The following is a 20,041-nucleotide window of genomic DNA, read 5'->3' on the forward strand; positions in this document are numbered from 1 at the left end:
GGCTCTGCATGAATCGACTGCCTCCTGGGTGGATATTTCAGTGTCTGGAAGGATTGAGCGCTGCGGGCTTCGATTATACGAACAATACGATACACCCGATTCGCGGGCATGGGCCATTCGGGATGCTCATCCGCTCTGAGATGGCGCCCTGCGCACTTCGGCGGTCGACGACAGAAAGCTTTATCCGCATTACCGTAGTATCGCGGGAATCATGAGAGAGATCATAGCACTCACAGTTGCTTTGTTGATGCTGATCCCGGTTATGGGGGTTGATGTGAGCTATCTATCCCCAGAGTCAGAGATCCTGACCACAGAGTCGATGGCAGCATTTCTCAATGACAGCTGGGCTCCAAGCACATTCATGCCCATAAACGATACAGCGGTATGGCAGGATAAGAACAAGACACTAGCAAACAGCACAGCAAACATCTACAGCGTTCTGAAGGACAACTGGACGCCAAGCAAGTTCGAGGCTCCGGTGGACTACGCAGTCTGGCAGAACAAGGACAAGCAGCTTCTCGCCGCTGGGTACGCCATCTACGATTTCCTCAGAGAGGACTGGACGCCAACGGATCCGGTCCCGATCGTCCAGACCGGGCTCTACAAGCTCCATCAGATGAACTGAAGGCCGCATTCACATGCGGCATATTTTTGATATTGATCGGCCATGCGTAGCCCGCGGGCTATCCTCTTCCATATTTTGATGTATCCCCCAGCCTGGACGCTGGCTGTGTCGGTGCATGCTCCGATGCGCCATCTGTTTTAGATTGGTATCCTGTGCTGCATCTCAGACCAGGGGTTGCAGCTCCCCATACATCTGAACAGCCCCCTGGAATCCATCCGTGCATCGATATCTTCATAAGCGGCCCTGACCCGAGAGCTCACATCCGAGGTGTGGTCCATTGAAGGTAATCGGTCTTGCCGATAGCGAGCTCGAATCCAGCTTGCGGAGAGCGGGAATCGGCATGTCTGTATCAGAGGCGCGTTCCATAGCCTCGATCCTGGGAAGGGATCCGACGCTGGCCGAGCTTTTCTGCTACGATGCCATGTGGTCCGAGCACTGCTCGTACAAGAGCAGCAGGGCCGTGCTGAGGGAGTTCCTGCCGACGGAGGGCCCGAACGTTGTTCTCGGCCCTGTCGAGGACTCCGGTATTGTGAGCATAGATGATGAATGGTGCGTGGTGATATCCCACGAGAGCCACAACCACCCGAGCCAGATACTCCCGAACGAGGGGGCGGCAACCGGCATCGGCGGAATCGTGCGCGATGTGAACTGCATGGGCGCCAGGGTCGTCGCGACCGCAGATCCCCTCCGCTTTGGAGATCCGTATGGACGGGAGTCGAACAGGGTGCGCTGGGTTGCGGAGGGCGTGGTCGATGGGATCTGGCAGTACGGCAATGCACTGGGTGTGCCGGTCATAGCTGGAGATGTCGTTTTCAGCAGATGCTTCGACTACAACTGTCTCGTCAACGTGGTTGCGATTGGTGTTGTCAGAAGAGACGAGATCATAAGGTCGCGCGCGCCTCCAGGTTCTGGCGAGAGGGGCTATGATGTCATCCTTGTCGGAAAGCCGACAGACTCCTCAGGCTTTGGTGGAGTGGTATTCGCATCAGACACGCTCAGGGAGGAAGAGGAGGAGACGAACCGCGGAGCGGTACAGATCCCGGATCCCTTCCTCAAGAACGTTCTCTTCAAGGCCAATGACGATCTCTTCAGGCTCGTGCGCGAGGATGGCGTCGAGATAGGATTCAAGGATCTGGGCGGTGGGGGGCTCACCTGTGCATCATCAGAGATGGGAGCGGCCGGTGGCTACGGAATGGAGATCGATCTCGACATGCTCCACGTCGCGGGCGATTTTCCGCCTGAGGTTCTGTGCATAGCCGAGACACAGGAGAGGTTCCTGATAATAGCTCCCAGGGAACTCCGCGAGAGGATTCTCAGGATATACAACGAGGACTGGGACCTGCCGAACGTGTATGAGGGCGCCAGGGCGAGCGTGATAGGCAGGATGGCAGCCCACGACAGATACATCGTCCGTCACAGAGGGAGAGAGGTTGTGAATGTACCCATAAAGCACCTCACGGGAGGAATAAGGTACGAGAGGGCCTGGCGGCCCAGGATCAGGAACCTCGTCGAGCCTGATGTGAGAATGCCGGAGGATATCAACAGAGTGATGCTTGAGCTGCTCTCCTCCCCGAACATAGCCTCAAGGGAGCACATCTACAGGTACTACGATACAGAGGTTCAGGGGAACACAGTGATACGGCCTGGAGAGGCGGATGCAGGCCTCATCGCCCCGATCAGGGGAAGGGACTTCGGGATCGCGCTGTCCGTGGATTCAAACCCGTTTTACGGAAGGATAAGCCCGTACTGGGGAGGGGCCACGGCGGTCGCTGAGGCGATGAGGAACGTTGCAGCCATAGGCGCAACCCCCTCGACACTCACAGACTGCCTGAACTTCGGCAACCCGGAGAAGCCCGAGGCCTTCTGGGAGTTCAGGGAATCTGTTCGCGGTCTGGCCGATGCTGCCAGGAACCTATGGCTCAAGGGTTATCCGGGGCAGCCAGTACCCATAGTCTCGGGGAACGTGAGCTTCTACAACGAGTCCCCGGAGGGGGCTGTAGACCCATCGCCTGTCATAGCATGTGTCGGTATAATGAAGGACATCAGCAAGGCGATCACGATGTCCTTGAAGGAAGATGGTGACGGATTGTACCTTCTCGGTCCCAGGTTCGATGAGCTCGGCGGCTCAGAGTACTACCGCGTCATCTGGGGAGTCACAGGGGCGAACGTGCCTGTTGTCAGGTTCCCGCTGGAGAGATCCATGATCTACACAGTCGTAGATGCTGTGGACCGTGAGATACTGCGGGCAGCTCACGACATATCGAACGGCGGGATGGCGATAACAGCGGCCGAGATGTGCATGCTCTCCGATCATGGAATCTCCATCGACATATCCGATCTGGGTGATATGCGATCCGACAGGATCCTCTTCTCAGAGTCCTCAGGATTCGTGGTGGAGGTTGTGGATGGAGCGGAGGAGGAGTTCGTAAGCATAGCCAGGAGTCACAACCTCAATCCCGTGAGGCTCGGCACTGTCTCGACCGGCAGCATGGAGATTGTGAGGGATGGAAAGGTGCTTGTGAGGCTCGATCCGGAGGACGCAAGGGAGGCCTGGAGCTCTGGCCTGAGGGAGGCGATGAGATGAGGATCGCTGTGATGCAGTTCCCGGGCACGAACTGCGAGCATGAGACGCTTGTGGCTGTAAAGGAGTGCGGCATGGATGGGGAGATCTTCAGATGGAACCGGCCCGAGCAGGAGCTCTGCGGGTTCGATGGGTATGTGATACCAGGAGGCTTCTCGTACCAGGACAGGGTGCGCGCTGGGGTTATAGCGTCCAAGGAGCCAGTCATGGCCACACTGAGGGAGGAAGCGGAGAGGGGAAAGCCGATCATAGGGATATGCAACGGATTTCAGATACTCGTGGAGTCAGGAATACTCCCGTTCGGGGATGGGGTGAGGCTGGCGCTCGCGCAGAACGTCATGATCCGAGGGGGAGAGATAGTGCGCCGCGGATACTACTGCGCCTGGACGATGCTCAGGCATGATGCTGAGGAGAGGAGATGCAGCGGATCCTACATTCTGAGGAGAGGGGATATCCTGAGCATACCGATCGCGCACGCTGAGGGGAACCTTGTTGCAGCTGATAAAAAAATCATCGAGAGGCTCATCGATAACGACCAGATCGTTTTCAGGTACTGCAGCGAGCGGGGGGAGGTAATCAACGAGTTTCCAGTTAATGTGAACGGTTCCACGGAGAACATCGCCGGCATATGCAACCCCGAGGGCAACGTCCTTGGGATGATGCCCCATCCAGAGAGAGCGTTCTTCGCATGGCAGCTCCCGCGGAAGCACCCCAGGGCGCTGGGATACGGCCCGGGGAGGCTGATCTTTGAATCGATGAAGAGATACATAGAGGAGAGGAGATCATGATCATCAATCTCAGAGTATGGCTCAAGATACCCGACGCCGAGGCTGCCACCGTGAAGAACACCCTCCTGAGGCGCATGGGCTACCAGGGCATCGTCAGGGATGTCAAACGCGAAAGACTGCTGAGCATAGAGGCAGATGATGTGAGCGATCCAGACTCCCTGATAAAACAGCTCACAAGGGAGCTGGTCAACGAGAACAAGGAGAGCTTCGCGGTCTCTGTGGACTCCCTCGAGCTGAGCAACGGCTGTGTTCCTGTGAAGGTGAGCCTCTGGATCGAGGACGGCGAGGCCATATCGATAAGAGATCGCCTCGTGAAGAGACTGGGGCTGAAGATGATCAGATCTGTGGAGCGGGCCAACATCTGGAAGCTCTACATAGATGGGGATGATCCGGAGGCTGTGGCCAGGAGGATCGCAGAGGAGCTCCTGGTCAACCCGAACAAAGACAGGTATGAGATTATTAAATTGAGCTGATGTCAGGTCCGGACATCCCGGAATTCATTTTGTTTTCGCTCTTGGCTCATCTCCGCGAATTATCGGAAAGCCGGATTGATCCGGATTTTCGGCATCTGTGAAGCCTCATTTTTCGCCATTCTCACCAATCCGCTAATTCACCTCGATGAGCCTCGCTCTTTTTGTGGTTTGTAAATTGCTGGCCATGCAGGCTGTCTGCAGGGCTGTCTGCAGAAAGCACTTATAGAAACTTCGGGGGTGTAGGGGTAGCGGATACCCCGCGCCTCAGGGCAGGTAGGAGCGTACCAACCCCAGTAAGATTTATCTTCTGTACAGAATACTCTCCTGAGATGCCTTCAGGCCTGACAAGACTCTCAGCATGAAAAGTGATCAACCCGGCGTATGAACTGGTAAGGATGGTAAACTCAGAAAAGGAGGCAACGTGTCGTGAGTAAAAGATATGCTGCTCCCCCTATTGTAGAGGCGGTTTGTGAATTCAGGCTAACCCCGGATACAACCTGGGACCTGGTAGTACCTGGCTTGTTCTACGAAAAGGTGAAGGGCACGTTTCCTAAGAGGGAACAGCGGATAGTTCAGCAGATTGATCTCACGCCGGGGCCGACGGGTTTACAACAGCAGATCCGGACGAGCGAACGGATCCTGTTCTTCACGGAAGACATGAAGAAGATCGCTCAGATCGGACCTCGCTTGTTAGTGATTAATGTGCTCAAGCCTTATCCTTCCTGGGATGGTTTTAAACCTCTAATTGAGATTGGCTGGAGCAGTTTAAAGGATGTCGCAGAAATTAGGGGTATCGAACGTATTGGTCTGCGTTATATCAATCGGGTAGAACTACCTGCTCAAAATGTAGATTTATCCAAGTACTTTGAGTTCTATCCGTTCGTGGGGCGAAGGCTTCCTCAACAAATGATATCTTTCCTCACGGGAGCAGAATTCTCTTACGCCGATGATAGAGACCATTGCCGTGTGCAGCTTGCTCCCGCACCAGGAGCGGAGGGCAAAAGCATCTTCATGCTGGATATAGATTACTTCCTGACCCGTCCGCGCGGCATAGAAATTGCAGATGCTATAGATTGGGTCGAGGAAGCCCATAAAAGAGTGGAGGAAATTTTCGAGGGGTGTATCTCAAATACACTAAGAGAGATGTTTAAGGAGGTGAAGTAAATGGCGACCAGCGTAATGCTGCGTGGCAATTTATGGGGGATACCCCCCGAAACGTCCCTCTTAGTCCGGACTGCTTCCCAAGAGTTCTCACAAGAACCCGCCGAATCAAAAACAGAGTTAATCGTAACAGAGTCTATCGTTATTGAGTTACTTCGAAATGTGGAAACGCAAGGAGTTCTCTTAACTCACCCCGAAGAGATTTACGACTACATCTTGCGGTTTCCAGATTTGATAGGGGTTATTGATAAGGTGGTGTTGATAGCTCGTACTTATCTCCAGGATGCGCAGCTTTGCCTGGAGGTTTATCACGATCCAGAGAGCAACGATGAGCATCTAGTGCTTTATGCGAGATGGAGGGTGTACGATGAGCAGACTATGGACCGGATCAGATTTGTCAGAGACCAGTACCGGCATTTGCTTGCCGGTAAATCAGGATGGTTAATTCTAACAACTGACTTTCGGCAGCCGGTGTAGATGAGGAATGCCTTTCGACTGGGTGGAGTTTCTAGCTCTTGCGCGCGATTTGCAGGGCTGCTCAGGCCAATCTTACTCAGAACAGGCAGCAAGCCGGTCATCCGTCAGCAGGGCATACTATGCCGCATTTTGTCACACACGCAACTATGCTGAAAGAAATCTGGGCTTTAAGCGCACAAGGACGGGACGAGACCATAGATCTCTCAGAGATCATTTGAGAAACCTTGGGCAACCCTGGGATGAGATTGCTGAAGATCTGGAAGACCTCCAAAAATGGCGTAACATGTGTGATTATGATGATGTAGTTCTGAACCTCAAGTACATTGTACAAGATGCTCTTAAAACTGCTGAGAAGGTAATAAAAGATTGCAGCTGATGCTACCTTTGACACCGATTAGCGCTCGTCTCTTTCCACGATCCTGATCTCCTCCTCGGTCAGCCCGTACAGCTCGTAGACGAGCCTGTCGATCTCTATGTCAGTGGCGTCGATCTGGCGCTGGATCACGTCACGCTCGTGAGAGGTGCGGGCGTCTCGCACCCTCTTATGCAGCGAGAGCATCTGCTCGACCAGCGCCACCATCCGATCATGACGGGCGACATCCGCAGGGTCGGAGAAGTCGATTTGACGGATTGGGATTTTTTCGATGGCTCATCTGGTGAATCAGCGGACTGCCAGAGGATGATGGGAAATATACTCCAACTATCCCTAAAGACTCGAGCTGCATCCCTGATATCTCGCGGAGATGCGCCAGCACATGGAAGCCACCCCCCCGATGGCCATCTCAACAATAGCAGACCGCCAGAGATGCTCGACGACGAAAAGCTTGATCTGATATCGCATAGTAGTCTTTTGGTATGAACCAGAAAGAGGCTATAGATAGGGCGAAGGAGCATTTCGGCAGGCTTCTGGAGGAGCAGCTTGCGAGGGTGGAGCAGATGAAGGCTGCCGGCGGCTGGGTGGACTACAGCAGCCTGAAGCCACTGATCATAGGATACGTCGATGGCGATGGGATAGGCCCGTACATAACAGCCGAGGCCATAAGGGTTCTCCAGAGCCTCCTCAGAGATGAGATCGAGAGGGGAGATGTGGAGCTCAGAAAGATCGGGGGGCTCAGCATAGAGGAGCGGGCAAGGGCGATGAAGGCCCTTCCCGATGATGCTCTTGAGGCCCTGAAGAAGTGCCATGTGATCCTAAAGGGCCCGCTCACAACTCCGAAGAAGGGCGACCCCTGGCCGAACCTGGAGAGCGCAAACGTGGCGATGCGCCGCGAGCTGGATCTCTTCGCAAACGTGAGGCCTGTCTCCATACCCTCAGAGGGGATAGACTGGGTCTTCTTCAGGGAGAACACCGAGGGCGAGTATGTCCTCGGAAGCAAGGGCCTCAACGTCACTGAAGATCTGGCGGTCGACTTCAAGGTTATAACCACACAGGGCTCTGAGCGGATAATACGCCTCGCCTTCGATTATGCGAGGAGGAACAACATCAACAGGGTATCTGTGGTGACAAAGGCAAATGTCGTGAAAACAACAGACGGGAAGTTCCTCGAGATCGCGAGATCCATCGCTAAAGAGTACCCTGAGATAACCTTCGACGACTGGTTTGTCGACATAATGGCGGCGAAGCTCGTGGATACAAAGAGGAGACGGGATTTCAGGGTGATAGTCCTCCCGAACCTCTATGGGGACATACTCACTGATGAGGCTGCAGAGTTCCAGGGAGGCGTGGGGACAGCAGGAAGCGCGAACATAGGCAAGAGATACGCCATGTTCGAGGCGATACACGGCTCGGCTCCAAGGATGGTCCAGGAGGGGAGGGCGCAGTACGCGGATCCATCGAGCATCATGCGCGCCTCGACGATGCTGCTCCGCCATGTCGGGATGGTTGACAAGGCGAGAAAGCTCGAGATGGCTCTTGACATCTGCGGTCAGTTCGAGAGGAAACTTGTGATGACCGGCAGGCCTGGAGGTGCCACCGGCAGGGAGTTCGCGGATTATGTTATAGAGACGATGAACTCTGAGGATCTCGAGAGCAGATGGCTCTCCTACACAGGCAAAGGGATTTAGCCTGAGAGAGCGAGATTACCAGCGTGATACAGCTCGCAGAGCGTTTTCTCAGCCTCAGATCAGAGGATGTGATCCTGCTGAGAGCCATCGAGGCCGGAATGCGCCGGAGGGAGTGGGTGCCCCTCGAGGAGATCTCGGCCATCTCCGGCATACCGGCCTCGAAGGCTGAGTACCATCTCAGGCTGCTTTCGGGAAGAAAGCTCGTCACCTACACGAAGGTGCCATACGAGGGGTACCAGATCGAGTTTGCTGCATACGATCTTCTCGCCCTTCACGATCTCGTAAGAAGGGGTTTTGTGGCATCGCTTGGCGACAGGCTGGGCGTAGGCAAGGAGTCTGTCGTCTACGAGGCCCTCGATGATATTCCGATGGTTATAAAGTTCCACAGGGAGGGCAGGACGAGCTTCTCAAGGGTTAGAAGGGTCAGGGACTATCTCAGGGACAGGCCGAAGGTTGCATGGATATACGCCGCGGCTCTTGCAGCCAGAACCGAGTTCGAGGTGATGAGGAGGCTTTACCCCTCTGTCTCAGTTCCGAAACCGATTGCAAGAAGCAGGCATGCCGTGGCCATGGAGAGGGTCACGGGAGTGCTTCTCACAAAGACAGAGCTTGACGATCCTGAATTCTGTATAAACAGAATCCTCGAGGAGATCGGGAAGGCCTACAGGCTCGGAGTGATACACGCAGACCTGAGCGAGTACAACGTCATCGTGGGGGATGACATAACAATAATCGACTGGCCGCAGGCTGTCGGGAGGGATCACGAGAGCGCGGAGGAGCTTCTCTCGAGGGATGTCTCCAACATACTGAAATACTTTAAGCGCAAATATAAAATAAATCTGAATCCCGGAGATGTTCTCCGAAAGATAAAGGTTGATGATGGATAGCAGGATATTCGGTGTGGACATCGCCAGCGGCTCCCCAAGAAGCAGGAGCCAGCCGAGCTACGCCCTTTTTGTTATAGATGGAGAGAGCAGCTACTGCTATGAGATGGTAAGCAGGCAGAAGCTCATCCGGATTGTGAGAGAGAAGAGGCCGGATATCATAGCTGTGGATAACATCTACGAGCTCGCAGCGGACAGGAACGAGCTCACAGCCCTCATGAGGCTGTTCCCTCCAAACACGAGAATCGTCCAGGTGACCGGAGGGGATCATCCAGAGCCGCTCGTCAAGGTGGCGAGATGGCACGGAATCGTCTTCGACAGATTGAATCCGATGCATGAGGCTGAGGCGTGTGCACGCCTTGCCGCAAAGGGCATCGGCTGTGCTGTCTCCGTCTTCGAGGACAGGACATGGATAAAGGTGAGCCGGAGGCGCTCTCCTGGAAGGGGTGGGTGGAGCCAGAACAGGTACTCCAGGAAGATACACGGAAACGTGAAGCTTCTCTCCAGAGAGATCGAGCACCATCTCAAGGAGAGCGGGCTCGAGTTCACGATGAAGGCCGTTGAGGGGCTCGGCGGTTACATCAGGTGCGAGTTCGTGGTCGAGGCGCCCAGGGAGAGGGTGCCTGTGCACACCAGCTCGAGGGGAGATGTGCAGATACGTGTAGCTCCGATCCCGCGGCAGCATTTGCAGTTCGTGCCCCTGCAGCAGCGGAGGGACTACATCATCGTTGGCATAGATCCGGGAACCACGACAGGTCTCGCTGCCCTCAATCTCAAGGGCGAGCTCGTCGATATCGTCTCAGCCAGAACCATGTCCTCCTCAGATGTCATCGAGTGGATAGCAGCCCGCGGCAGACCTCTGATAGTGGCCACGGACGTCTCGCCAGCCCCAGGAGCTGTGGAGAAGATCAAGCGGGCGTTCAATGCGGTTCTCTTCTCACCCTCAGAGGATCTGGCCGCTGAGGATAAGATCCTGCTCGCCAGACCGTTCAACTACAGGAACGATCACGAGAGGGATGCGCTTGCTGCTGCCATGAGCGCATTCAAAAAGTACAGAAACAAGTTCAGCCAGGTTGAGAAGAAGATCTCGAGGGATGTGAATCCGGACGAGGTGAAGGCGCTTGTGGTGAGGGGTTACTCCATCGAGAAGGCGATGGCTGAGCTTCTTGAGTCTGATGAGGCGCCTGTGCAGCCGTCTGGAGAGCCTCCGCAGATCCCGCAGCCCAAACCTGAGGAGCTGAGGCTCCTTACAGAGCAGGTCAAAAATCTCAGGGAGTACGTGGAGGACCTCAGGGCTGAGATTTCCTCCAAGGATAAAGAGATCTCAGAGCTGAAGAGGCAGCTGGAGAAGATGCAGGACAGAGACTACAGGGATATGAAGCGCGACCACGAGATCCGGATAAGGGATAAGGAGATCGAGCGGCTCAGAAATCTTCTGAGAGCTGAGAGGAAACGCCTGCGGAGGCTCAGATCAGAGGCGCAGAAAATCAGGAAGGCAGAGCGCATAGAGGAGATGGCGGGGTACAGGAAGCTGAAGCCTGTTCCCGTCTTCTCGAAGGAGGCCATCCTCTCTGCGAGGAGCAGGTGGTCCATAGGCGAGGGGGATCTAATCCTCCTCCAGGATCCGTCTGGCGGTGGCCCGAACACAGCCGATCTGATCGCAGATCTTGGGGTTGAGGCTGTGGTTGTCATGAAGGAGATGCCCCAGAGGATGAGGGAGTACTTCATGGAGAAATCTGTTCCTGTTCTCAGCGCAGATGATGTCTCCGTGAGGACTATAGACGGAATATCATTCGTGGACCCTGAGATGCTGAAGGCTGCGAAGGAGAGATGGGAGGAGCAGAGAAAGGCATACGAGGCAGAGAAGCGGGCCGAGCGGCTGAGAAGCATCATCGAGGAGTACAGGGCTGAGAGGCTCAGGGAGGAGAGGCTCGAGGCCAAGCGAAGATCACAGCCACTCTGAGATGCGCTACGCGCTGTGCCCGTTGATCCAAAGCGTGCCCGCTCTGCAGGCTTATGAGCAGTCGGTATCCTTTGCTCAGCTGATGCCGGAACTTGTAATGCTGTACGGCTCGAAAATACATCCCGTGATTTTCATGCCTGTGCATCGGCCGCCGAGCGTGATATGGAGTGCAGCGCAAACTCAGGTCTTCAGGCCGGAGAGCATCTCACAACCTCCACAAGGCAAAGAATATATCAGCATTGAGCTCAGAGTCTGATGCATGATCGGCAGGCAGACCCAGGTCGTGGACTGCAGGGAGAGCATGGGGCTGGCCAAGGGCGGTGGGCTCGCGCAGAGGGGCACCCTGTCAGAGGCGGCGAGGCCGGATGTCATAGCGATTGCGATGTCCCCCGGAAGGAGGCACATAACCAAGCCCGTCTGCGAGATAACCTACGGTCTGAGAAGGGAGGGCATACAGACGAGCGTTCTGGTTCTCGAGGCCGGGACAGGCGTCCCGGAGTCGTTTCCCCAGGCTTCGAGGGGCTACGGCCCCACATTCGGTTTGACCCCGAAGGAGATAGAGCAGATACAGAGGCACAAGATAGCCGTGATACATCTCGGCAACGTGAAGTCGCATGTCATCTATAAAACAAGAGATATACTCGCGTTTGTGGATATCCCTGCTGTCGTCGTTTCTCAGTGCCCCGTGGACTTCGAGGACTTCGCAAAGGAGGGCGTGAAGACGCGGGTCGTCATGCCACCGAAGAGCAAGCAGGTCACAAAGGGTACTGTGGTGGACATAGTCACCGGGGTGACGAGGGGCGCGACATGCGGCAGGAGCAAGCTCAACACGCTTGCCAAGGTCCTGAACAGGCATCTCGCTGAGATGGAATCAAAGAAAACCGAGTGACCCTGCTTGAAGTACGTTGTGCTTCTCGGAGATGGGATGGCCGACTGGCCTCTGGAATCTCTGGGCGGGAGAACGCCCCTGCAGGCCGCACGCAAGCCGAACATGGATCTCATCGCTCGCACCGGGCGTTGCGGTCTCGCCAGGACGGTGCCTGATGGCATGACCCCCGGAAGCGATGTCGCAAACCTCTCGATAATGGGCTATGATCCGAGGAGGTACTACACAGGGAGGGCACCCCTTGAGGCTGCCGCTATGCGGATACCTCTCGGGGAGAACGAGATCGCGTTCAGATGCAATTTCGTCACTGTGATTGATGGCATCATGGACGACTACAGCGCCGGTCACATCACATCTGAGGAGGGCGCTGAGATAGCTAAATCCCTGAAAGAGGTTGTACCCGGTGGCAGGATATATCCTGGGGTGAGCTACAGGAACATAGTCGTTTTAACGGAATGCAGGGATGCGGTTTGCACTCCGCCTCATGATATAATGGGCAAACCCGTATCAGATCATCTACCGAGGGGGGATGATGCGCACATCCTGATGGACATCATGGAGAGGGCAAGGCCCATACTCGAGAACCATCCTATCAATCGCAGGCGTGTAAGCAGGGGTTTGAAGCCCGCAAACATGATCTGGCTCTGGGGGCAGGGGCCTGCGCCGTCGATGCCGAGGTTTCATGAGATTTACGGGCTTAATGGAGCTGTGATCTCAGCGGTGGATCTTCTCAAGGGGCTGGGCGTCTACGCTGGCTGGCGCGTGATCGATGTTCCGGGGGCAACGGGCACCATCGATACAGACTACGCCGGCAAGGTCAGGGCCGCGCTCGAGGCTCTTGAATCAGTGGACATAGTGTATCTTCATATAGAGGCGCCGGACGAGGCCGCGCACTCCGGGGATGTGGAACAGAAAATGAGAGCGATAGAGCTCTTCGATGAGAGGGTGGTCGGCCCGATGATCTGCGGTTTGAAGAGATCTGGAGGGGCGTGGCGTGTGCTTCTTCTCCCGGATCACCCCACGCCCATAAAGATAAGAACACACTCCACAGACCCTGTGCCATTCGCGATAGCCGGCTCCGGAATAGATGCTGATTCTGTCGATTCGTTCGACGAGATCTCAGCGTCCAGGGGATACTATGGAAGGATCGAGGGAAGGGAGCTCATCAGGCTGCTCATCGCGGGATGAGCAGCGCTGCTACATTCAGAGGCAGATCGAGATGAGGGAGCTCAGATGCTGCCTCAGAAGGAGGGTATCCCTCAGAGGCGGATTGTGAGCCCAAAACTGTTCAGCATGTCTTTTTAATTGCATGTGCTGTTTAAGTGTCAGAAGCGCCCCACCGATCATGCAAGATCAACATGCTCTACTAGGGGCTGGAAGCTACATTAACACAGAGAAGGACGGACACAATCATAAGTCGAAAAGCGGAGACCTTCAGGGCCCACATCAAGGCGCATCTAAACTATTTATATAGGATATCCCGATACACGATGTAGGCTGATGGACGATATAAATCTGCTCAGCAAATTAAAAACATGTTTGAGGTGATAGGCTGCATCAGAAAGATGTTGACGAGGCTGTTGTAACGAGGGTACGGGTCCCTCGCAAGCAGAACAGGGAGGTATTCGGGTACGTGGAGAGCCTCCTGGGCTCCAACCGTATCAAGGTAAGGTGCATGGACGGTCAGACCAGGATCGCCAGGATACCGGGAAAGATGAAGAAGCGGATATGGATCCGCGAGGGAGATGTTGTCATAGTGGTTCCCTGGGAGTTCCAGGACGACAAGGCGGATGTGATATGGAGATACACCGGCCCGCAGGTCGACTGGCTTGAGCGCAAGGGATACCTCAAATCAACACCATGAAGCGAAGGGACGAGGAGGAGCTCGACGCGCGTATCGATCTCTTCCGCAGGCGCATAAAGGACGCAAACGATTTGAAGGTAAGGGATGACGTTTTTGATACGCGCACCCTCATGAACCTCTACTACCTCTCCAAGAAGGGCTACGTCGAGGCCCTGGGGGGCTCGATCAGCCGTGGGAAGGAGGCAAATATATTCCACGCGCTCGGCCGGGGAGGCAAGCACCTCGCCCTGAAGATCTACAGGGTCGCGACAAGCGATTTCAAGGCGATGCAGGACTACATCCTGGGGGATCCGAGGTTCAGGAGCGTTAAGGGAAACAAGCGCAGCCTGGTGAACGCCTGGACCAGGAAGGAGTACAGGAACCTGCTCAGGGCAGAGGATGTCGGCGTGCGTGTACCCCACCCCTACGCTGTGAGGGAGAACATCCTGGTCATGGATCTCGTCGGCACTGATGGCGTCGCCGCACCGCTCCTCAAGGAGGTTGAGCTTGAGAAAGAGGAGGCGGAGCGCATTTACAGGAAGATCGCTGATTACGTTGTTCTCCTCCACAACCGCGCGGGGCTCGTACACGCGGATCTTAGCGAGTTCAACATACTCTACGATGGGGAGCCGGTGCTGATAGACATGGGCCAGGCTGTGACGCTAGACCATCCGAACGCGATGGAGTTCCTGAAAAGAGATATATCCAATCTGGTGAGGTTCTTCAGGGAACGCTATGGCATAGGATCTGAGGATGAGATCTGGAGCAGGATAGAATCAGATGATGAATGATAGAGGTTCTTAGATGAATATCAAGATTCCCGGCGACAGGATCGGCGCGGTGATAGGCCCGAACGGAGAGACGAAGAGGTACCTGGAGGAGAGGTGCAGGGTATCGCTGGACATAGACAGCGAGAGCGGTGTTGTCACCGTGACCTCTCAGGGGGATGCTCTGGATGCCATGAAGGCCATGGATGTTCTCAGGGCCATAGCGAGGGGATTCTCGCCGGAGCGGGCGTTCGCGCTGCTGGACGATGACATGCTGATGCTCGACGTCATGGATCTCTCGAGCCTGGCCGCGACGAAGAACGACATGATCAGGATAAAGGGAAGGATCATAGGCAAGGACGGCAAGACCAGGGAGCTGATGGAGAGCCTGACAGGGGCGAGGATCTCTGTATACGGAAAGACCGTCTCCATCATCGGGTACCCCGAGCAGATAAAGGTCGTGCGCTCAGCCCTCGAGATGCTGATCGACGGCGCGCCCCATGGCAACGTTTACAGCTTCCTCGAGAGGAAGCGGAGAGATCTCCTGGAGATGGAGCTCTGATGGATTTCAGCAGCGAGCAGTGGCTCATTCTGATCGTGCTGGCTCTTGGACTGCTCTCCCTCCTCGGGACAGCGCTTGGCGGTGAGAGGGGGATCAGCAGCTGGGGGCCCGTGATTTTTGTGAGAACAACCAAGGGGCTGGGCCTCCTCGACAGGCTTGCGGGTGCTAGGCGTCTCTGGCGTTTAACAACGACACTCTGCATGCCCCTCGTCCTTGCGGGGATGATCTACTTTCTGCTCCTGCTTCTTCTGATGGTGTATGTGATGTGGAGGGCGCCACCCGAGCCCGGGAGCTACAGCTCTCCGCGGAACGTTCTGCTCATACCGGGGGTCAATCAGTACATACCGCTCATCTGGGGATGGATCGCTCTATGCGTCACGATAGTGGTCCACGAGCTCTCACACGGAATCCTGTGCAGGGTCGAGGGAATACGGGTAAAATCGATGGGCCTGGTATTCCTGCTCTTCCCGATAGGCGCATTCGTCGAGCCTGATGATTCCGAGCTCTTCGGGGACGAGAAAAATCCCCCAAAGGCGACACGGCATGCAAGGATGAGGATACTGTCCGCAGGGGTCATCGCGAACTTTGTGGTGGCTGCGTTGGCGCTGTCCCTCTTCTTCGGTCCTGTCATAAGCGCGTTATCGCCGGTCGACAGGGTCATCGTTGTGGATGTCGAGCATGAAAGCAGATTTGCAGGCGACGTCCGCGCGGGAATGGTTGCATCAGGCGCAAGCAGCATTGAGGAGCTTTACAGGATAGCATCTGAGAGAAGATCCGTGGAGCTTTTCGATGAAACCTCCAGAAAAGCTATCTCCGGAGAGCCGGTCCTGGGGGTGCTCGTAGTCGATATCTTCGAGGGATCGCCGGCGGAGGATGCCGGAATGCCTGAGAGGTTCGTGATCACAGAGATCAATGAAACCAGAATCGAATCCCTCGAGAGCTTCAGAGATTACATGAACTCCACATCCCCCGGACAGGTTCTGAGAATAAACACCACAGGTGGATCTTACAGCGTGAGGCTTGCGCCCAAGGGCGATGGCACTGGCATGATAGGGGTCGCGATCTCAGGCACCGCACTCTACCTTGATGGTGTTATCCTCCAGGAGTTCCAGGCGGAGCGGTTCCTCGCGCTCATGAGATCGATCCCATCAAGCGGGTTGAGGGGGTTCAACACGCTCATGGGACTGCCGTTTACGGGCATCGGTGGGTTCACATCTGACGGCTTCCAGGGCTTCAGCGGAGCGATGCTCTACCTCTTCGAGCCAGCCGGATGGGCGGAGCCGCTGGGTGGTAAGATATTCTGGATCGCCAACCTCCTGCTCTGGATAGGCTGGATAAACATGTACGCCGGTCTGTTCAACTGCCTGCCGACGATACCGCTCGACGGAGGCCACATAGTTCGTGATCTTATCCAAACGCTCCTCGACAGGGTGATGAGCGAGAGGAGCGCCGAGCGTTTCACCAGGGGCATAGTGGCCGCGCTATCATGGCTCGTGATATCCTCACTGATCTTCACAGTTCTCGGACCGTATCTAGCTCACGGGATACCGCTCTGAGAGCAGGCGGGCCACAGCGAACGCGGGGAAGACATCGGACAGCCTCTCGGTATATATCTCCGAGAGCCGGATGCATTCCAGAGCTGCACGCTCGCATGCAGCCTCCACAACGAACTCGCCAATGCCGGCTGCAACAACCCGCCGGATGTTATGCCTCTCGGCTACTCTGGATATGCCATTGGATATTACCGATATCTGCCGTGATCTCGTCTGGGCCGCGATCGACAGCGCTCCATCCTCCCCGAGCTCATCCAGATCCGAGCACACAGTCCTCGCGAGTCTTCTGAGAGCTCCCTCACGGCTCTTCGGCCCGCCGTCAGGCGTCTCGCATGAATATTCATCCGGTTCTATATCCCCCAGCGCGAGGTAAGCATCTGCTGTTATCGAGAATAGCTCGGAGGAGAGAGGCGCAGAACCGCCTGATAGATCGACGCACGGCAGCAGCGCTGCGAGGTTCGTGCGCAGCAGTCCTGTGTATATAAGCTCACCGCGCATCAGTCTCTTCAGATCCGTGAAGCCGGAAAGCGGCCGGTCCACCACCGGTACTATATCAGTGGTTGTAGAACCCATATCGACGAAGATGCACTCCCCGATATCTCTCAGGAGGAGACGGACGGATGCTGACCAGTTTGCAGCAGCCAGATCCATGGCATTATCTCTTGAAACGCTCTCATGAAATCCGCTCAGCCCCCAGAAGCGCACCGGGCAGTCGAACGTTTCTTCGACAGCGGCTGCTATGAACCTCACCCCTTCCATCTTGCTCTCAAAGCAGTCCGCCAGCTCGCCTGTCATGACCACGCCCACAGCATCGGGCTTCAACCTGGAGCTCAGATCAGCAAGATGCTCTTCCAGCGGACATCTCTTCCAGAGTGGGAGGTAGACGATCTCCGCAAACCGCCCGTCGGAGCTCGCAGCCTTTGTGTTCGCCCCGCCAATGTCGACTCCGAGAATCACAGTTCTGGAGGCAAATCCTTACCATAAAAGCTTTAGGTATGAAGCCCATGGAGTTTCCGGAGATTCATCATGGCTGCTAAGGAGATGTACCCTGAGCCCACCTTTCTGGAGTGCGGGTTCGCCGATCTGGATTACAGTGTAGTCCAGCGGGGGATCTGCTGTCTGTGCGGCACCTGTATAGCCCTCTGTCCCAGGATCGGGCAGCAGAATCGAAAGCCAACACTTATGGAGTACGATCCCCTCTGTGGTTTATGCTATGCATACTGCCCGAGAAGCTTCTTCGACATGCCATTCTTCGAGAGGAAGCTCTTCGGGAGATCGAGAGGCTCTGATGAAGCCCTGGGGATATACCGGAGCGCGATGGCCGCCCGGGCGACGCCAGTTCGCGGCAGGGTTCAGGATGGTGGGGTTGTTACTGCTCTTCTCGTCCATGCGCTGGAGAAAGGCGTGATCGACTGCGCCGTTGTGACCGACAGAAACTCGAGGTGGCAGACGGTACCCAAGGTCGCGAGCACTCCGGAGGAGATCATCGCAGCTGCAGGCACCAAGTACACCATAACGCCGAGCATAGTCGGCGTTCAGATGGCCATAGACAAGGGCTTCACTAAGATAGGGTTCACGGGAACGCCCTGCCAGATTCAGGCGCTTCGCAAGGCCCAGCTTCTCGAGGAGCCATACCAGTTCGGCCAGGATAAGATCGCTCTGCTTGTGGGTCTCTTCTGCATGGAGAACTTCGATTACCAGAGGCTCATGACCGGCCTGGTGAAGGAGAAGATGAACCTGCAGCCAACAGATATCGAGAGGTTTGAGATACAGAGAGGCATGTTCAGGGTCATCTCTAAGGAGGGCGTGAAGGAGGTTCCCCTCAATGAGACGGATGAGTTCACCTGGGCCGGATGCGGTCCATGCTTCGACTTCACGGCAGAACTTGCGGATGTGTCTGTGGGGAGCGTTGGATCGCCAGCCGGCTGGTCCACAGTGCTCGTGAGAACAGATGCCGGCGAGAGAATATACAGATCCGCGATCTCCGCAGGCGTGATCGAGGAGAAGGCTCTGACCGATAAAGGCGTGGCTCTCATGAAGAGGCTTGCATCCGAGAAGGTCTCGAGGTTCGAGGATTACGCATCCAGATGCAAGCTGAACATAAAGAGGATCTGAAAAGCTTGTTTGCTGGCGAAGAGGCGCGAAAGAATCAGGGTTGATGGGAACGTATGCTGTCAATAGGGCTTGCTGGAAAGCCGAACGCGGGTAAATCGACGTTCTTCAAGGCAGCCACTCTTGCAGATGTGGAGATAGCGAACTATCCGTTCACGACCATCGATGCCAACCACGGCGTCTCATACGTGAGGGTGAGGTGTCCCTGCGTCGATCTCGGGATCGAGGGCGGATGTGGCAGATGCATCAACGGCAACAGGTTCGTGCCCGTGGAGCTCATAGATGTTGCAGGTCTGGTGCCAGATGCTCACCTCGGGAGGGGCCTGGGGAATGAGTTCCTGGACAGCCTGCGACTGGCTGAGGCTGTGATACACGTCCTGGATGCATCGGGCTCGACGGATGCTGAGGGTAACCCGGTCGGAGTCGGAAACTACGATCCCCTGAGGGATGTGGAGTTTCTCAAGCACGAGATAAGCATGTGGCTCTTCGGGATACTTGAGAGGAACTGGGCAAAGCTGATGCGCCAGTACACCTCGGAGAAGGCGAAGCCGGAGCAGATCATATACGAGCAGCTCGGCGGCGCGGGCGTATCTGATAAGGATGTCCGCTGGGCACTCGCCCGCATGGAGTCTGATCCTGCAACATGGAGCAAGGATGATCTCAAGAGGTTCGCAGAGCTTCTCAGGCAGTCCAGCAAGCCCATGATCATAGCAGCCAACAAAATAGATCTCGCGCCCAGGGAGAACATCCAGAGGCTAATGGAGCTCGACGATATCGTGGTGCCTGTAAGTGGAGCTGCGGAGATCGCACTGAGGATGGCGGACAAGGCAGGAGTCATAAAATACCTGCCCGGAGATCCGGATTTCGAGGTTGTGGGCGAGCTGAACAGGGCTCAGAAGGCCGGCCTGGACAGGATAAGAGCTCTCCTGAAGGAGTACGGCTCCACAGGGGTGCAGGAGTGCATCAACCGCGCGGTCTTCGATCTCCTCGACTACATAACAGTCTACCCTGTTGAGGACGAGAACAAGTTCACCGACAGAAACGGTGTGGTCCTGCCTGATGCCTACCTCATGAAGAGAGGATCCACAGCGCGCGATCTCGCTTACAGGGTGCACACAGACCTCGGCGAGAGCTTTCTCTTCGCTATAGATGCGCGCAGGAAGCTGCGCGTTGGGGAGAAGTACGAGCTGAAGGACGGGGACGTTATAAAAATTGTGGCAACCAAATGACTCCATTCAGTGCTGCAGATGATATCGTTATACCCGTACCAGCAGTGTGGAGGCTTTCTGTTAAATGACCAGA

At 55.7% G+C, this 20,041-nt stretch carries 20 protein-coding genes; 18 read left to right on the plus strand and 2 right to left on the minus strand.

The features are described 5' to 3' along the window. The first annotated feature begins 211 nt into the window (after positions 1-211). From QFX31_RS04200 to QFX31_RS04230, 7 genes are all read left to right on the plus strand, one after another. Entirely contained in the window at positions 212-625 is a 414-nt protein-coding gene (locus QFX31_RS04200) for a hypothetical protein (protein ID WP_348530875.1), read from the plus strand. 277 nt (positions 626-902) lie between these two features. Next, positions 903-3,209, plus strand: a complete 2,307-nt coding sequence (gene purL, locus QFX31_RS04205; RefSeq protein ID WP_348530876.1) for a phosphoribosylformylglycinamidine synthase subunit PurL — start codon at positions 903-905, stop codon at positions 3,207-3,209. After that, a complete protein-coding gene (gene purQ, locus QFX31_RS04210; protein ID WP_348530877.1) occupies positions 3,206-3,994 on the plus strand; it encodes a phosphoribosylformylglycinamidine synthase I in 789 nt (262 codons plus the stop codon). Before purL ends, purQ begins: the two co-directional genes overlap by 4 nt. Beyond that, a complete protein-coding gene (locus QFX31_RS04215) occupies positions 3,991-4,467 on the plus strand; it encodes a hypothetical protein (protein ID WP_348530878.1) in 477 nt (158 codons plus the stop codon). Before purQ ends, QFX31_RS04215 begins: the two co-directional genes overlap by 4 nt. A gap of 426 nt (positions 4,468-4,893) precedes the next feature. After that, on the plus strand, positions 4,894-5,631 hold the full coding sequence (locus QFX31_RS04220; protein WP_348530879.1) for a TIGR04255 family protein: 738 nt from the start codon (positions 4,894-4,896) through the stop codon (positions 5,629-5,631). Then, entirely contained in the window at positions 5,632-6,105 is a 474-nt protein-coding gene (locus tag QFX31_RS04225) for a hypothetical protein (RefSeq protein WP_348530880.1), read from the plus strand. A 7-nt stretch (positions 6,106-6,112) separates the two neighbouring features. Then, positions 6,113-6,481, plus strand: a complete 369-nt coding sequence (locus QFX31_RS04230) for a HEPN domain-containing protein (protein ID WP_348530881.1) — start codon at positions 6,113-6,115, stop codon at positions 6,479-6,481. 18 nt (positions 6,482-6,499) lie between these two features. Here the strand turns inward: QFX31_RS04230 and QFX31_RS04235 are convergent, their stop codons facing one another. After that, positions 6,500-6,685 (minus strand): hypothetical protein, encoded by a 186-nt coding sequence (locus tag QFX31_RS04235; protein ID WP_348530882.1) that lies wholly within the window; start codon positions 6,683-6,685, stop codon positions 6,500-6,502. A 275-nt stretch (positions 6,686-6,960) separates the two neighbouring features. On the opposite strand from QFX31_RS04235, the gene QFX31_RS04240 reads away from it, so the two are divergent. The 9 genes from QFX31_RS04240 to QFX31_RS04280 all read left to right on the plus strand — a co-directional run bounded on the left by QFX31_RS04240 (position 6,961) and on the right by QFX31_RS04280 (position 16,630). Further along, complete coding sequence (locus QFX31_RS04240) at positions 6,961-8,169, plus strand: isocitrate/isopropylmalate family dehydrogenase (RefSeq protein WP_348530883.1); 1,209 nt, start codon at positions 6,961-6,963, stop codon at positions 8,167-8,169. Positions 8,170-8,192: 23 nt separating this feature from the next. Next, positions 8,193-9,056 (plus strand): RIO1 family regulatory kinase/ATPase, encoded by an 864-nt coding sequence (locus QFX31_RS04245; protein WP_348530884.1) that lies wholly within the window; start codon positions 8,193-8,195, stop codon positions 9,054-9,056. Beyond that, positions 9,046-11,016, plus strand: coding sequence for a DUF460 domain-containing protein (locus QFX31_RS04250; protein WP_348530885.1), 1,971 nt, complete (start codon positions 9,046-9,048; stop codon positions 11,014-11,016). The genes QFX31_RS04245 and QFX31_RS04250 overlap by 11 nt, the downstream gene beginning before the upstream one ends. 259 nt (positions 11,017-11,275) lie before the next feature. After that, on the plus strand, positions 11,276-11,905 hold the full coding sequence (mcrC, locus tag QFX31_RS04255; RefSeq protein WP_348530886.1) for a methyl-coenzyme M reductase I operon protein C: 630 nt from the start codon (positions 11,276-11,278) through the stop codon (positions 11,903-11,905). Positions 11,906-11,911: 6 nt separating this feature from the next. Next, complete coding sequence (locus QFX31_RS04260; RefSeq protein WP_348530887.1) at positions 11,912-13,090, plus strand: cofactor-independent phosphoglycerate mutase; 1,179 nt, start codon at positions 11,912-11,914, stop codon at positions 13,088-13,090. A 364-nt stretch (positions 13,091-13,454) separates the two neighbouring features. Next, the gene (gene eif1A / locus QFX31_RS04265; RefSeq protein ID WP_296609517.1) at positions 13,455-13,766 is read left to right on the plus strand and encodes a translation initiation factor eIF-1A; all 312 of its coding nucleotides are present in this window, start codon (positions 13,455-13,457) and stop codon (positions 13,764-13,766) included. Continuing rightward, positions 13,763-14,536, plus strand: a complete 774-nt coding sequence (locus QFX31_RS04270) for a serine protein kinase RIO (RefSeq protein ID WP_348530888.1) — start codon at positions 13,763-13,765, stop codon at positions 14,534-14,536. The genes eif1A and QFX31_RS04270 overlap by 4 nt, the downstream gene beginning before the upstream one ends. A gap of 13 nt (positions 14,537-14,549) precedes the next feature. Further along, complete coding sequence (locus tag QFX31_RS04275; protein ID WP_297758088.1) at positions 14,550-15,074, plus strand: KH domain-containing protein; 525 nt, start codon at positions 14,550-14,552, stop codon at positions 15,072-15,074. After that, complete coding sequence (locus tag QFX31_RS04280; protein ID WP_348530889.1) at positions 15,074-16,630, plus strand: site-2 protease family protein; 1,557 nt, start codon at positions 15,074-15,076, stop codon at positions 16,628-16,630. The genes QFX31_RS04275 and QFX31_RS04280 overlap by 1 nt, the downstream gene beginning before the upstream one ends. On the opposite strand, the gene QFX31_RS04285 is transcribed toward QFX31_RS04280, so the two are convergent. After that, the gene (locus QFX31_RS04285; RefSeq protein ID WP_348530890.1) at positions 16,607-17,584 is read right to left on the minus strand and encodes a hydantoinase/oxoprolinase family protein; all 978 of its coding nucleotides are present in this window, start codon (positions 17,582-17,584) and stop codon (positions 16,607-16,609) included. The genes QFX31_RS04280 and QFX31_RS04285 overlap by 24 nt on opposite strands. A gap of 69 nt (positions 17,585-17,653) precedes the next feature. Here QFX31_RS04285 and QFX31_RS04290 point away from each other — a divergent pair, with 69 nt between their 5' ends. Further along, entirely contained in the window at positions 17,654-18,742 is a 1,089-nt protein-coding gene (locus tag QFX31_RS04290; protein WP_348530891.1) for a Coenzyme F420 hydrogenase/dehydrogenase, beta subunit C-terminal domain, read from the plus strand. 53 nt (positions 18,743-18,795) lie between these two features. Continuing rightward, the gene (locus QFX31_RS04295) at positions 18,796-19,968 is read left to right on the plus strand and encodes a redox-regulated ATPase YchF (RefSeq protein WP_348530892.1); all 1,173 of its coding nucleotides are present in this window, start codon (positions 18,796-18,798) and stop codon (positions 19,966-19,968) included. Positions 19,969-20,041: the final 73 nt, after the last annotated feature.

Origin of the sequence: Methanothrix sp. (assembly GCF_030055635.1) — an archaeon.
Taxonomy (GTDB): Archaea; Halobacteriota; Methanosarcinia; order Methanotrichales; family Methanotrichaceae; genus Methanothrix_B.

Excerpts from the sequence above, each read along its gene's own strand:
- QFX31_RS04240 (WP_348530883.1), top strand. The coding sequence starts at position 6,961 with ATGAACCAGAAAGAGGCTATAGATAGGGCGAAGGAGCATTTCGGCAGG.
- QFX31_RS04270 (WP_348530888.1), top strand. The coding sequence starts at position 13,763 with ATGAAGCGAAGGGACGAGGAGGAGCTCGACGCGCGTATCGATCTCTTC.
- purQ (WP_348530877.1), top strand. The coding sequence starts at position 3,206 with ATGAGGATCGCTGTGATGCAGTTCCCGGGCACGAACTGCGAGCATGAG.
- QFX31_RS04230 (WP_348530881.1), top strand. The coding sequence starts at position 6,113 with ATGCCTTTCGACTGGGTGGAGTTTCTAGCTCTTGCGCGCGATTTGCAG.
- QFX31_RS04235 (WP_348530882.1), bottom strand. The coding sequence starts at position 6,685 with ATGGTGGCGCTGGTCGAGCAGATGCTCTCGCTGCATAAGAGGGTGCGA.
- mcrC (WP_348530886.1), top strand. The coding sequence starts at position 11,276 with ATGATCGGCAGGCAGACCCAGGTCGTGGACTGCAGGGAGAGCATGGGG.
- QFX31_RS04290 (WP_348530891.1), top strand. The coding sequence starts at position 17,654 with ATGGCTGCTAAGGAGATGTACCCTGAGCCCACCTTTCTGGAGTGCGGG.
- QFX31_RS04225 (WP_348530880.1), top strand. The coding sequence starts at position 5,632 with ATGGCGACCAGCGTAATGCTGCGTGGCAATTTATGGGGGATACCCCCC.
- QFX31_RS04200 (WP_348530875.1), top strand. The coding sequence starts at position 212 with ATGAGAGAGATCATAGCACTCACAGTTGCTTTGTTGATGCTGATCCCG.
- QFX31_RS04280 (WP_348530889.1), top strand. The coding sequence starts at position 15,074 with ATGGATTTCAGCAGCGAGCAGTGGCTCATTCTGATCGTGCTGGCTCTT.
- QFX31_RS04215 (WP_348530878.1), top strand. The coding sequence starts at position 3,991 with ATGATCATCAATCTCAGAGTATGGCTCAAGATACCCGACGCCGAGGCT.
- QFX31_RS04295 (WP_348530892.1), top strand. The coding sequence starts at position 18,796 with ATGCTGTCAATAGGGCTTGCTGGAAAGCCGAACGCGGGTAAATCGACG.
- QFX31_RS04250 (WP_348530885.1), top strand. The coding sequence starts at position 9,046 with ATGATGGATAGCAGGATATTCGGTGTGGACATCGCCAGCGGCTCCCCA.
- QFX31_RS04275 (WP_297758088.1), top strand. The coding sequence starts at position 14,550 with ATGAATATCAAGATTCCCGGCGACAGGATCGGCGCGGTGATAGGCCCG.